Consider the following 11999-nt stretch of genomic DNA (forward strand, 5'->3'; position numbering starts at 1 on the left):
CTATAAAAGTGGGTGAGGGTAGAAAATAAAATAAATAACAGGCCACTAACGATGGAGGATAAAACCTGTACCGGGCGAAAGCCAATCATGTCTGTTAATTTTCCACCTGTTGCTGAGCCAAGAACAGAACCAACACCAAATAAAATGATGATTAAGCCTGCATCTGTTACCGATCTATGCAAACTTTGGGTAAMGAACAGACCCATAAACGGAACTGACATGCTTCCGAATCTGTTAAACAGTATTACAAAGCTCAATAACCAGGTTTCTCTGCTTAAGCCACTGAATGATGTTTTATAGGTGTTGAAAATAAGTTTGAACATGCTGTATTTAGATGAGGTAAAAATAGCAAAAGCCAGATATTAATTAATCATCTGAATTCAATATCCGCTTTTTAGATTAAAAAAGATGAGCAAAAAATATCCCATAATTTTTCACAAATTTGCATCCGGAAACCGATCAAATGCCGCCAGAGAAAAGAACCACAATAAACAAGCCCCCTGTTGCCAGAAAACCTGCCGTTAGGAAACCTGTAGCGAGAAAATCCACAACAGGCAAAAAAAAGAAAGGTGGTATTTCGGTTCAACTTAAATTGGTTATTGCAGGTTTATTGTTGATTTTACTCTCTCCATTTTACTATGGTTATGTTTTAAGAAGTTTTGTGGCTACCTGGCGCTGGGTTAAAGATTGGGGGCAAGACCCAAATTACAGAACTTACGAAAGTTTTAACATCAAAATCCCCAAAAAATATACCGTTCACGGTATCGACGTTTCCTACTATCAGGGCAAAATAAACTGGCAAAAAGTAAAGGAAATGAAAGAGGATGAGGTTAGTATCCGTTTTGCCTTTGTCAAAGCCACAGAGGGGTTAATGCTGGTCGATCCTTATTTTCAACGCAATTGGCGTGAAGCCCCAAAAGCAGGAATTATTTGTGGAGCTTATCACTTTTTCAGACCGAAAAAGGATGGCAAAACACAGGCTAAATTTTTCTTACAGGTGGTGAAAATCGAGAAAGGGGATTTACCACCAGTTGTGGATATTGAATCTCTAGATGGCGTTTCTCCTTTGAAAATGAGGGCAGAACTGTCCGATTTTCTCAATTATGTAGAAATGAAAACCAAAGTTAGGCCGATTGTTTATACCGGACTTAAATTTTATGAGGATTATTTAGTCGATCATTTTGATGATTATCCCTTGTGGATTGCCCATTATTATCAACCAAAACTAAGGATGGATAAAAGCCGTTGGAAATTTTGGCAGCACTCTGATAAAGCCAAAATTAACGGCATCGGTCATGTGGTTGATTTCAATGCTTTTAATGGGGATAGTTTAGCGTTAGATAGGTTATTAGTTCATTAGTCATTGGTATATTAGTCATTGGTATATTTGTCATTGGTTCATTGGGCATTAGTTTTTTAGACATGATGTATACCGTTTTTGTCATTGCAAGAAGGCTTTTTCATTAGTCATATACCCTCGTACCGTCATCCTGAACTTGTTTCAGGATCTATTATGTGTGATTACAATCCTTAATTGTTTAAATAGGTTGTTCTATATCTGAAAGCCAATGAATTGAATTATTAAGGTCGCCGGAAAACCAATAAACTATCGACTAATGAACAACTGAACTAAACCGTCCAACTTTCACATTTCTCTAAGAAAAATTCATCAGCTTCAGCACCAATACCAATTTCTTCGGGCACATCAAGGAAATATCCATTATAAGTGAGGCCACCAACCACAGGATCGACCAAATGGCCAAGCAAGGCAGTATCTAAGTCAAAAAACTCCACATTAGGGCTGGCCAATGCAAAATGTAGGTTGGCGCTTAAAGCAATCCTGGTTTCGAGCATACTCCCAATCATGCATTTTACCCCGCGTTGTAAGGCTTCCTTATGGATTTTTTGCGCTTCTAAAATGCCTCCGGATTTCGAAAATTTAATGTTTAAATAAGTTGTAGACTGGCTATTGATCAGTTTACGGGCATCGTGATGGTTGTAACAGCTTTCGTCGGCCATGAGCTTAATCGGAGAATTTACATTTAATTCAGGCAGTTTATCATCATACCATGTCCGCATCGGTTGTTCGCAAAACTCAATATTGTATTTTTCTAACTCACCTAAAGCAAATAAAGCATCATCGAAACTCCAGCCCTGATTGGCATCCAGGCGTAAAATCAAATCTTCGCCTACTGCTTCGCGGATATGTTTTACCCTTTCTATATCATCGTGTACTTTTTTGCCCAGTTTAATCTTTAAAATGCGGCAGCCCTGGCTTTTATATTTCAACGCTGTTACAGCCATTCCCTCTGGTGTATCGATACCAATGGTCATATCGGTTTCAATGGTGCGTTTGGTTCCACCAAGAAATTTATACAGTGGTAATTTTGCATTTTTGGCTGCAATATCAAATAATGCCATATCGAAAGCACTTTTAATGGTATTGTTGTGATCGGCATAACCCAATAAATTATTCATCCGCTCGGGAATTTCTAAGGGATCTTTCCCTTTTAAAATGGCGGCGAAGTCTTTAGCCATCGCAATGCAGGTTTCCTGCGTTTCACCCACAATCATCGGAAATGCTGAGCACTCTCCAATACCGTGAATGCCTGTATCGGTAAAAATTCTGATCAAAACATTCTGGGCAAAATGCATGGTTCCGGTTGCAATAACAAAAGCTTCCATTGGGATGCTAAAGCGGTATATTTCGGTATGGGTAATTTTCATTTGTTGTAAGCCTAGATTTCCAACTAAAGTATAAAAACAAAAACTAAATAGAAACAGGTTTGTAGAATATTAATAGATTTACGCCTCGATTAACATCCATTTCCGTTTACATTTTACATCATTTACCATGTCAGATACCAATAATTTAATCCATGCCTCGTCGCCTTATTTGCTGCAGCATGCTCATAATCCTGTTAATTGGTACGAATGGGGTGCAGAGGCCCTAGAAAAGGCAAAAACTGAAAATAAACTCATATTGGTGAGCATTGGCTATTCGGCCTGCCATTGGTGCCATGTAATGGAACGCGAAAGTTTCGAGAACCATGAAGTGGCTGAGGTGATGAACCGTCATTTTATCTGTATTAAGGTAGACCGTGAAGAGCGCCCTGATATTGATCAGATTTATATGTATGCCATCCAACTCATGACAGGAAGCGGAGGCTGGCCTTTAAACTGTATCTGTTTGCCAGATCAGCGTCCAATTTATGGCGGAACCTATTTCAGGAAAAACGATTGGATCAATATTCTGGAAAATGTTGCTGCACTTTGGGCAAATGAACCCGATAAGGCTATCCAATATGCAGAGCGGTTAACCTCGGGCATTAAAGACAGCGAAAAAATAATCCCAGCGCCCGAAAAAGAAGAATATACAAACGAACACCTTACCGAAATCATTGAACCATGGAAACGCCATTTCGATATCGGTTACGGGGGATATAACCGTGCTCCAAAATTTCCTTTACCCAATAATTGGGTGTTTTTATTACGGTATGGCTTTTTAAAAGATGACGAATCTGTTTTTACAGCGGTTTGCCATACGCTCGAAGAAATGAGCAGAGGCGGTATTTATGATCAGATTGGCGGAGGTTTCGCCCGTTATTCGGTTGATGATAAATGGCACGTGCCACACTTCGAAAAAATGCTTTATGATAATGCTCAACTCATCAGTTTATATGCAGAGGCTTATCAGTGTACCAAGTTTTATTCGTTTAAACAAACAGTAGTTGAAACGATAAATTGGGTTTTTGAAGAGATGACCTCAGCAGATGGATTGTTTTATTCGGCATTAGATGCAGATAGCGAAGGGGTAGAAGGCAAGTTTTACATCTGGGATAAAGCAGAATTCGATCAGGTTTTGGGGGAAGATGCCCAATTAATCGGCGCTTATTATAACATTACCGAAGAAGGTAACTGGGAAGAAGAACAAACCAATATTTTGCGTAAAACCATCAGCGATGACGACCTGCTTGCAAAATTTGATATTGATGCAGAACAGCTTTATGATAAAGTAAACTCAGCCAAAACAAAATTAATGGCTGTGCGTAGCAAAAGAATCAGACCAGGCTTGGATGATAAGTGTTTAACCGCCTGGAATGGTATGATGATTAAAGCTTTGGCTGATGCTGCAGAGGTATTAAATCATAAACCATATTACGAAAAAGCATCAGCTGCGGCCAGCTTTATCTTAAATCACCTAAAATCAGAAAACGGTGGCTTATATCGCAATTATAAAAATGGAAAGGCTTCTATTACGGGCTTCTTAGATGATTATGCCTTTTTTATTGAAGCACTGATTGCCTTATACGAAGCTGATTTTGATGAAAAATGGTTAGAAGAGGCAAAATCATTGACCGATTATGTAATCGCTAATTTTACGGATACAGATTCGCCGATGTTTTTTTATACCTCAGCTGAAAGTGAAGATTTAATTGCCCGTAAACATGAAGTAATGGATAATGTAATTCCGGCTTCAAACTCTACTATGTCGCAGAATTTGCAGCAATTGGGTTTGCTTTTCGATATTGAACGATATACGGAAAAAGCGGCAGAAATGCTTGCTGCGGTTCAGCCGAAAATCAAAAGTTATGGTTCTGCCTACTCAAACTGGGCTATTCAATTGTTAAACGAAATTTACGGTGTAAACGAAATTGCCATTACCGGTTTAGAAACCGATAGTATTAAGTTAGCATTAAGCGGACATTATATTCCGAACAAAATTACATTGGGCGGAACAAAAAGTAACCTGCCGCTGTTAAAAGGTAAGCAAAGCAATGAAACAAAAGTTTATATTTGCCGAAATAAAGTATGCCAGTTGCCGGTTAACACTGTTGAGGACGCATTAGAGTATTTACAATAAATTAATTTAAATGAATATTTCACCAAACTCTGTAGTAGCGTTAACTTACGAATTGCATACTACTAACGAAGAAGGACAACAAGTTTTTGTAGAAAAAGCTGACGAACAAAATCCTTTAGTATTTTTATATGGCGTTGGCATGATGTTGCCTAAATTTGAAGAGCATTTAACTGGCTTGAAAACCGGTGATGAATATGGCTTCGAGCTATCTGCAGCAGATGGTTACGGTGATATCGATCCAGGTGCTTTTGCCGACCTTCCAAAAACCATGTTTACTGAAGCTGGTGGCGAATTACCAAATGTAGGCGATGTGATTCCTTTACAAGATAACAATGGCAATCAGTTTAGAGCAGGTGTTACCGCTGTTCACGACGAAACCATTTCAGTAGATTTAAACCACCCAATGGCTGGTAAAAATTTAGTGTTTAACGGTGTAATTTTAAATGTACGTGAAGCTACTCAAGACGAACTGGCTCATGGTCATGCTCACGGAGCTGATGGTCATTCAGGACACTAATTAATAAATATAAGCGATTTTCAAGGAAGTCAAGTTTTAAATAGCAGTTTTGCCATTTAAAACTTGACTTCTTTCGTTAATATCCATGTTTTAATCTTGAAAAACTTCTTCCAGGACAAGGGCTTACAATCCAGTATTCTTTAACACCTGCTTCTTCATAAACCTCGTATTTATTGATCAATTCTTTTTTATTGTTGCCAGGCGATAAAATCTCGACAACAATATCGGGCGCACCTACGCATCCACGTTTATCAAGTTTAGTCGGATCGCAAATTACAACGATATCTGGTTGCACTACGGTGAAAACTTCTTTGTCATCTTGAGTTTTCTTAGCTAAACGGACATCAAAAGGGGCGCAGTATACATGACACGGTTTCCCTTTGAGTATATTGTATATAGGGACAAAAATGTTGGCTGAAATTCCTTGGTGAATTCGAGAAGGAGCAGGACTCATTTTGAATAAGTGTCCTTTAATAATTTCTAAGCGTTCCTCAAATTCGAAGCGCATATAATCTGCATAACTGTATAAAGCAGAAAAATCGACCTCATTAAGGGTTTTAATTGGAGGTTGCTCCTCTTCAGTAGGGTATGGTTTAATGTTTTTCATAGAATTTATCCTAGTCTTTAAACACCTCTTCAAGAACAAGCTTAAAGCCAGGTATAATCGTTGTGGCTACCTCTTCGCCCTCRGTRAGTAGTTTTGTTGGCTGAAACTTGCCWTTRTCATCAAGGATATATCTGAAAAATGTTTTTTCCGAAGGRCTTACAATCCAGTATTCTTTAACACCTRCTTCYTCATAAACYTCRTATTTATTGATCAATTCTTTTTTATTGTTGCCAGGCGATAAAATCTCGACAACAATATCAGGCGCACCTATGCACCCGCGTTTATCAAGCTTAATCGGATCGCAAATTACAACTATATCGGGTTGTACCACCGTGAAAACTTCCTTGTCATCTTGAGTTTTCTTAGCTAAACGGACATCAAAAGGTGCTGCATACACTTCACATTTATGGCCGTTCAATGCGTTATAGATAGGATTAAAAATTCTTCCTGATATTTTTTGATGAATCCTGGAAGGAGCGGGGCTCATCTTGAAAATGTAGCCTTTGATAAGTTCTAGGCGTTCTTCAAATTCGAAGCGCATATAATCTGCATAACTGTAAGTCGCAGAAAAATCGACCTCGTTAAGGGTTTTAATCGGAGGTTGCTCCTCTTCAGTAGGATATGGCTTGATATTCTTCATATTAGGCATTTAACCAAATGTACTAAATATCTTAGTTTTTTTGCTAAAAATCAATCTTCAAACGCAGTCCGCCGTTGGTGAGGTTAAGGTTTTCTTTAGAGAAAGTTTTCATCGGCAGCCTTAAAAAAGGCTCTATGGCAATATTGTTCTTTTTTGATATTTTTTGCTTATAGCCCAAAGAAAAATTGTAGAATCCAATGTATTTATCAGGATCTATATTGGCTTCGGGCTGTGGCTCAGTAGTTTTTTCTTTCACAATCATGGTCTTCGAATCAGCAAAGCCATTCGCTGTTGTGGAAGAAAAATTCTGCACCTGGTTTACAATGTAGTTGTTCTGCTGTGAGTTGTTTAAAACAGCCAGTGCAGAAACGCCTATATTGGTGTAGAGTTTATCACTTATGTTGTATTTTAATTCTAAAGGAACATTAATTCCACGCACTTTAGCATCAACCGATTCGAGGTTTTTGCCCGATAAGGTTTGTGGTGCAGAAGCATTTAACGATTCTGTAGTGCTAATAGAAGCATACGAAACGCCAGAACTTATTGATAATTTATTGGCAATGGCATACGATAAAGAAAAGCCATAGTTCATGGTTACTTTATTATCATTACCCATTGCTGGCGCAATATACACATCAGGCTGCCATTTAGAATTCTCGCTTGTTTTTGATGGCGATTTTTGTTGATTCGCATAACTATCCTGGGCAAGCAGTTTTTCAAAACTTGTTTGCGCAATAGGTTGAGGTTTTTTCTTTTCCGTTAAAATATCAAACTGTTTTGATTTCAGGTTTGAAAGATTAGCACCTGCAAGCTTATTATCTAAAAGGTTACTGTTTACGGGAACTAATTGCGCAGATGTATTAATAAACGGATAACCGATCTGCTCTGTTAATAATGGTTTTGTGCTTCCTGTAATTTTGGGTGGACGATTGGCCGCTAGCTTATTTACAGGGCTTGTATCGTTATTTAATGAAGTAGAGTCGATTTTAGTTTTAATATTGTTATTTGAATTCCCATTGGCTGTAGCATTTTGCTGAGCTTTAGGTTTAGTTATTGCAATATCTTTTTTCTGATCTGTATTGTTTTGCGCAAAAAATACACCTCCAAAGACTAAAATTAAGGCAGCCGCCGCCCACAAAGGCCAAAAAGCGATGCCTCGTCTCTTATTTTTTTTCTCCGAAAAGCGCTCCCAAGCACCATCAGGGTATGTTTCCTCATGGTTTTGGAGTTGCGCGGTGATATGCTCAATTAATTCCTTATCCATTTTTTTCGTATGAATTAACCATGGTATTTAGGTAAAGGGTACGTAACTTATTTTTAGAACGTGTAAGGTAAACACGACTGGAACTCTCGGGAATGTTTAACATCTTCGAAATTTCATCGTGGGCAAAGCCCTCAATTTCATATAAGTTAAATACCAGTCTCTGCGTATCTGGTAAGTGATTTAGTAAATTCAAAATATCATTAACGTGTAGTTCCGAAGCGACCGAAACCTGGGTAACCGGATGTTCACTTTCTGCTAAATCATCAACATAAAACTGAACTTTCGAACTCCGTATCTTGTCTATTGCCGTCCGCGAAGCAATCTGGGCAATCCAGCCTTTAAACGATCGCTGTAATTCTTCCGGATTCTTAGGTGCTTTGAAGCCGCCAACATGTTTAAAAATCTTGATAAAACTGTCATTTACAAGCTCTTCACTGTCAGAAGGGTTCTTTGTATACCTTAAAATAATGCCCATTAAATAGCCATAAAATGATTTATACATCATTTCTTTACAGCTATTGTCGTTTTTTACACAGCCTTTTAAAATTTCCTCAAAACTGAGTATTTTTTTTATCACCCCTGTAAAGGACTATTTATTAAAGGTTTATCATGATTAATTATTGCAAATTTAAGAAAAATAACACCACCCAATTTTTTGAGTGGTGTCAATTTTCGTTTTCACAGGTAGCGTGAAATATTTTATTTGTTCGTCATCACTGATAAGCCAACGCCAGTACTATCGGTTTTGCTCGATAAGCCTTTAGCCCAGATGGTATAAATTTTACCTTTTTCGATTTTAACGGCCGGTAAGCTAACTTTAACTGTTCCGCTTTGCTTTAATTGGAAAGTATAGCTGTCATTCGGTGCAATATTACTGAAAGTGGTGAACTCTTTAAAAGCTTTTGCAGTAAATAAAGGTGCATCTGTACCTGCAATAGCTAAATCAAATGGGGCAGAACCCGGACTTAAGTTTACAAAACGAACTTTAGCCTTATCAGTTTCAGGTGCTTTTAAATCATCTTCAAGGATTAAAAGTTTTGTTGATTTTAAAGTATCTACTACGAAAACCGAATAAAATGATCCTTCTTTTAATATGGCTTGAGCTGTGGTTAAATATTTTAAAGAGTCTTTTTTAGCAACACCCACCAATCTTGTTCCTGGATAAGCGGCATAGTATCCTAAATCTTTAGTGTAGGTAAAGCTGTTTATTTTTTGGTTATCCAAGATAAAATCCAACGCGCCTGTTCCAGGTGATGCATGAACAAAACCTATACCAGCCGCTTCGATAGGGTCGTTATTAAAATCTTTTTTACAAGCCGTAATGGTTAAAGCTATCGCTAAGAGAGAGAGTATAATTTTTGTAGTGCTAAAATTTTTCAAATTCGTTTTCATTTTAATGTTTTAAATCAATTTTTTGAACAAAATTGGTTAATGGCCATTAACGCTTTTTTCTTGTAAAACGATTAATGGTAGGAAAACGCTACAGCTGATGTGTTTTTTATAAAGAAAAAGCCACATGGAGTGCATGTGGCTTTTAAATCAATATTTTAATTGAAGAATTAAGAATACATTTCTTCTCTTAGTTTCGCAACATCACTGCTGTTAATGTATTCATCGTAAGTCATCAGCTTATCTATAGTACCTTTTGGCGTAATTTCGATAATGCGGTTGGCAACAGTTTCGGTTAACTGGTGATCTCGTGAGGTAAACAATATCGCGCCTTTAAAATCTTTCATGCCATTGTTCAGTGCCTCGATAGATTCCAGATCCAGGTGATTGGTTGGCTCATCAAACATTAACAGGTTGGCTTGTTGTAACATCATCCTCGAGAACATGCAACGCATTTTTTCGCCCCCCGAAAGCACTTTTACGTTTTTAAGTACCTCTTCGCCCGAGAATAACATACGGCCTAAAAAGCTACGTACAAATTGCTCATCCGCATCGGTGCCAGAGTACTCACGTAACCAATCTACTAGGTTTTCATCTTTACCGGCAAAATACTCGGAGTTATCGTTCGGGATATCTGCAGTGCTAATGGTAACGCCCCATTTAAATTCTCCTCTATGGTTCGTATCTCTGCCCGTTAAAACATCGTAAAATGCTGCAGTAGCTAAACTATTCTGAGATAATACAGCAATTTTATCGCCTTTATTTACCATAAAGGTAATTTTGTCGAACAAAACACCATCGTTTCCATTTTTACCCAGGTTTTCTGCCTGTAAAATCTGGTCACCAGCCTCACGGCCAGTATTATTGAAGATAATGGCTGGGTATTTTCTGCTCGATGCTTTAATTTCGGTGATATCAATCTTATCTAAAGCCTTCTTACGAGAAGTTGCCTGCTTTGATTTAGACGCATTTGCGCTAAACCTGCGGATAAATTCCTGTAGCTCCTTTACTTTATCTTCCATTTTTTTGTTCTGGTCGCTGCGCTGTTTTAATGCCAGCTGACTAGATTCGTACCAGAAGGTATAGTTACCAGTGTAAATGCTCATTTTGGCGAAATCGATATCCACAATGTGCGTACATACTGCATCTAAAAAGTGCCTATCGTGCGATACAACCAATACAATATTCTGGTAATCGGCCAAAAAGTTTTCTAACCAGGCAATGGTTTCGATATCCAAATCGTTGGTAGGCTCATCCAGTAATAAAATATCGGGATTACCAAATAAGGCCTGCGCCAATAACACACGTACTTTCTGCGTATTGTCTAGCTCTTTTAGTAATTTATAGTGGTTATCTTCGGTAATGCCCAAATTGCTCAACATGGTTGCAGCATTGCTTTCCATGTTCCAGCCATCCATTTCGGCAAAAAGATTTTCAAGCTCTCCGGCACGTTCGCCATCTTTCTCCGAAAAATCTTCTTTCATATAAATGGCATCTTTCTCTTTCATGATGGCATAAAGTTCTTTATGGCCAATCATTACGGTTTCTAATACCGAAAACTCATCAAATTCGTAGTGGTTTTGTTTTAAAACCGCCATTCTTTCGCCTGGAGTAAAAGCCACACTACCAGAAGTTTGGTTTACCTCTCCCGATAAAATTTTTAGAAAAGTAGATTTACCTGCGCCGTTAGCCCCAATTACGCCATAGCAGTTGCCCTGGGTAAACTTTAGGTTAACATCTTCAAATAATGTGCGTTTGCCGTATCGTAACGATAAATTAGAAACTGAAATCATGCTATAATTGAAATAAGCCGCAAAGATACGCAAAAAGGTTGAGGGTAAAAAGGCAGAAGACGCTTGATTGTTGGAAATCTGAATGTTGGTAGACTGGAAAATGGAGGGTTCTGTTCTTTTTTTGGTAAGCAGTCCCGTTATCCGCTTTACTTCGCTGCACTCCGTGTTCGCTACTACCGGGTTTATTTTACAAAGGGGAGAAGCTTTTGGCCAATGGCTTAAAATTTTGTTCCGGAAAATTAAAACTTAATAAGAAAATTAAACTAAGAGTACGTCATTCTCGCGCATGCGGGAATCTTAATGCAAGCTACATATAGCACTTAGATTCCCAATCAAGTTGGGAATGACGACCAATCTCAAGGTAATTTGTCGTAAAATATTTATTTTAGTCCCATGCCAAATCATACCTTGCTCGAAACTATAAAAACAACCCTTCAGAAAAGTAAAGTAGAAAAGTTAGCCGCAATTGCCTCAGAAGACACCTTTTCGGTGAAAGATCTGATCGATTTAAGTTTCTATCATGACGAACAGATTGGTTTTAGGGCCGCATGGATTTTAGAAAATGTATTTACTAACCACCAGCAAAGATTTCTGCCCTATGCGCTTTATTTTTTGGAGAAATTTCCGCAACAAAGCAATTTATCGGCATTGAGGCATTATGTTAAAATCCTGGCCTTTATGACGAAGAAAAATGCCGCTATGGAAATTAAAAAGATTCTTGCCGGTTATGATACCGATCTCATTTGGTAGCAGTTGTTTTTGCCTGGTTAATTGATGAGAAGACCCCAGTAGCTGTAAAATCACATTGTTTAAACATCTTAGCCAATTTAAATGCCAAACACAATTGGATAAGAGAAGAACTTTTGCAGACGATGGATTTTCTGGTTGATAAAGAAAGCATAGGTTTTTTTGCAAAGGTTAAACA

12 protein-coding genes and 1 pseudogene are annotated in these 11999 nt (G+C 38.0%); 5 read left to right on the forward strand and 8 right to left on the reverse strand.

Translation table 11 applies throughout. The features are described 5' to 3' along the window. A pseudogene (locus AC1DND_RS15285) lies at positions 1–323 on the reverse strand (MFS transporter); the annotation flags it as partial. A gap of 140 nt (positions 324–463) precedes the next feature. Here AC1DND_RS15285 and AC1DND_RS15290 point away from each other — a divergent pair. Next, positions 464–1360: a glycoside hydrolase family 25 protein gene (locus tag AC1DND_RS15290; RefSeq protein ID WP_477582839.1), complete on the forward strand. Its 897-nt coding sequence runs from the start codon at positions 464–466 to the stop codon at positions 1358–1360. Positions 1361–1629: 269 nt separating this feature from the next. Here AC1DND_RS15290 and AC1DND_RS15295 read toward each other — a convergent pair whose 3' ends face one another. After that, a complete protein-coding gene (locus tag AC1DND_RS15295) occupies positions 1630–2727 on the reverse strand; it encodes a mandelate racemase/muconate lactonizing enzyme family protein (RefSeq protein WP_477582841.1) in 1098 nt (365 codons plus the stop codon). 127 nt (positions 2728–2854) lie between these two features. Between AC1DND_RS15295 and AC1DND_RS15300 the strand changes: the two genes are divergently transcribed. Together AC1DND_RS15300 and AC1DND_RS15305 are read left to right on the forward strand one after the other, a co-directional pair. Further along, entirely contained in the window at positions 2855–4864 is a 2010-nt protein-coding gene (locus AC1DND_RS15300) for a thioredoxin domain-containing protein (protein WP_477582843.1), read from the forward strand. A gap of 10 nt (positions 4865–4874) precedes the next feature. After that, on the forward strand, positions 4875–5381 hold the full coding sequence (locus AC1DND_RS15305) for an FKBP-type peptidyl-prolyl cis-trans isomerase (RefSeq protein ID WP_029280752.1): 507 nt from the start codon (positions 4875–4877) through the stop codon (positions 5379–5381). A gap of 76 nt (positions 5382–5457) precedes the next feature. Here the strand turns inward: AC1DND_RS15305 and AC1DND_RS15310 are convergent, their stop codons facing one another. The 6 genes from AC1DND_RS15310 to AC1DND_RS15335 form a co-directional block, all read right to left on the reverse strand. Further along, on the reverse strand, positions 5458–5988 hold the full coding sequence (locus tag AC1DND_RS15310) for a Uma2 family endonuclease (protein ID WP_477582845.1): 531 nt from the start codon (positions 5986–5988) through the stop codon (positions 5458–5460). 10 nt (positions 5989–5998) lie between these two features. Further along, on the reverse strand, positions 5999–6628 hold the full coding sequence (locus AC1DND_RS15315; protein WP_477582847.1) for a Uma2 family endonuclease: 630 nt from the start codon (positions 6626–6628) through the stop codon (positions 5999–6001). Positions 6629–6671: 43 nt separating this feature from the next. Beyond that, positions 6672–7892, reverse strand: coding sequence for a hypothetical protein (locus AC1DND_RS15320; RefSeq protein ID WP_477582848.1), 1221 nt, complete (start codon positions 7890–7892; stop codon positions 6672–6674). After that, positions 7885–8469 (reverse strand): RNA polymerase sigma factor, encoded by a 585-nt coding sequence (locus tag AC1DND_RS15325; protein ID WP_086547055.1) that lies wholly within the window; start codon positions 8467–8469, stop codon positions 7885–7887. The genes AC1DND_RS15320 and AC1DND_RS15325 overlap by 8 nt, the downstream gene beginning before the upstream one ends. Before the next feature lie 122 nt (positions 8470–8591). Beyond that, positions 8592–9284, reverse strand: a complete 693-nt coding sequence (locus AC1DND_RS15330) for a DUF4397 domain-containing protein (protein ID WP_230145174.1) — start codon at positions 9282–9284, stop codon at positions 8592–8594. Between the two features lie 167 nt (positions 9285–9451). Further along, positions 9452–11074, reverse strand: coding sequence for an ABC-F family ATP-binding cassette domain-containing protein (locus AC1DND_RS15335; RefSeq protein WP_477582854.1), 1623 nt, complete (start codon positions 11072–11074; stop codon positions 9452–9454). Positions 11075–11467: 393 nt separating this feature from the next. Between AC1DND_RS15335 and AC1DND_RS15340 the strand changes: the two genes are divergently transcribed. Together AC1DND_RS15340 and AC1DND_RS15345 are read left to right on the forward strand one after the other, a co-directional pair. Continuing rightward, entirely contained in the window at positions 11468–11824 is a 357-nt protein-coding gene (locus AC1DND_RS15340; RefSeq protein ID WP_477582850.1) for a hypothetical protein, read from the forward strand. Continuing rightward, positions 11818–11999, forward strand: a 182-nt coding sequence (locus AC1DND_RS15345; RefSeq protein WP_477582852.1) for a hypothetical protein, incomplete at its 3' end; no start/stop codon positions are given. The genes AC1DND_RS15340 and AC1DND_RS15345, both read left to right, overlap by 7 nt.

The sequence above is a fragment of the Pedobacter sp. 01N416 genome, assembly GCF_056399685.1.

Coding starts and splice junctions, on each gene's coding strand:
- AC1DND_RS15290 (WP_477582839.1), top strand. CDS start 464: ATGCCGCCAGAGAAAAGAACCACAATAAACAAGCCCCCTGTTGCCAGA.
- AC1DND_RS15295 (WP_477582841.1), bottom strand. CDS start 2,727: ATGAAAATTACCCATACCGAAATATACCGCTTTAGCATCCCAATGGAA.
- AC1DND_RS15300 (WP_477582843.1), top strand. CDS start 2,855: ATGTCAGATACCAATAATTTAATCCATGCCTCGTCGCCTTATTTGCTG.
- AC1DND_RS15305 (WP_029280752.1), top strand. CDS start 4,875: ATGAATATTTCACCAAACTCTGTAGTAGCGTTAACTTACGAATTGCAT.
- AC1DND_RS15310 (WP_477582845.1), bottom strand. CDS start 5,988: ATGAAAAACATTAAACCATACCCTACTGAAGAGGAGCAACCTCCAATT.
- AC1DND_RS15320 (WP_477582848.1), bottom strand. CDS start 7,892: ATGGATAAGGAATTAATTGAGCATATCACCGCGCAACTCCAAAACCAT.
- AC1DND_RS15330 (WP_230145174.1), bottom strand. CDS start 9,284: ATGAAAACGAATTTGAAAAATTTTAGCACTACAAAAATTATACTCTCT.
- AC1DND_RS15335 (WP_477582854.1), bottom strand. CDS start 11,074: ATGATTTCAGTTTCTAATTTATCGTTACGATACGGCAAACGCACATTA.
- AC1DND_RS15340 (WP_477582850.1), top strand. CDS start 11,468: ATGCCAAATCATACCTTGCTCGAAACTATAAAAACAACCCTTCAGAAA.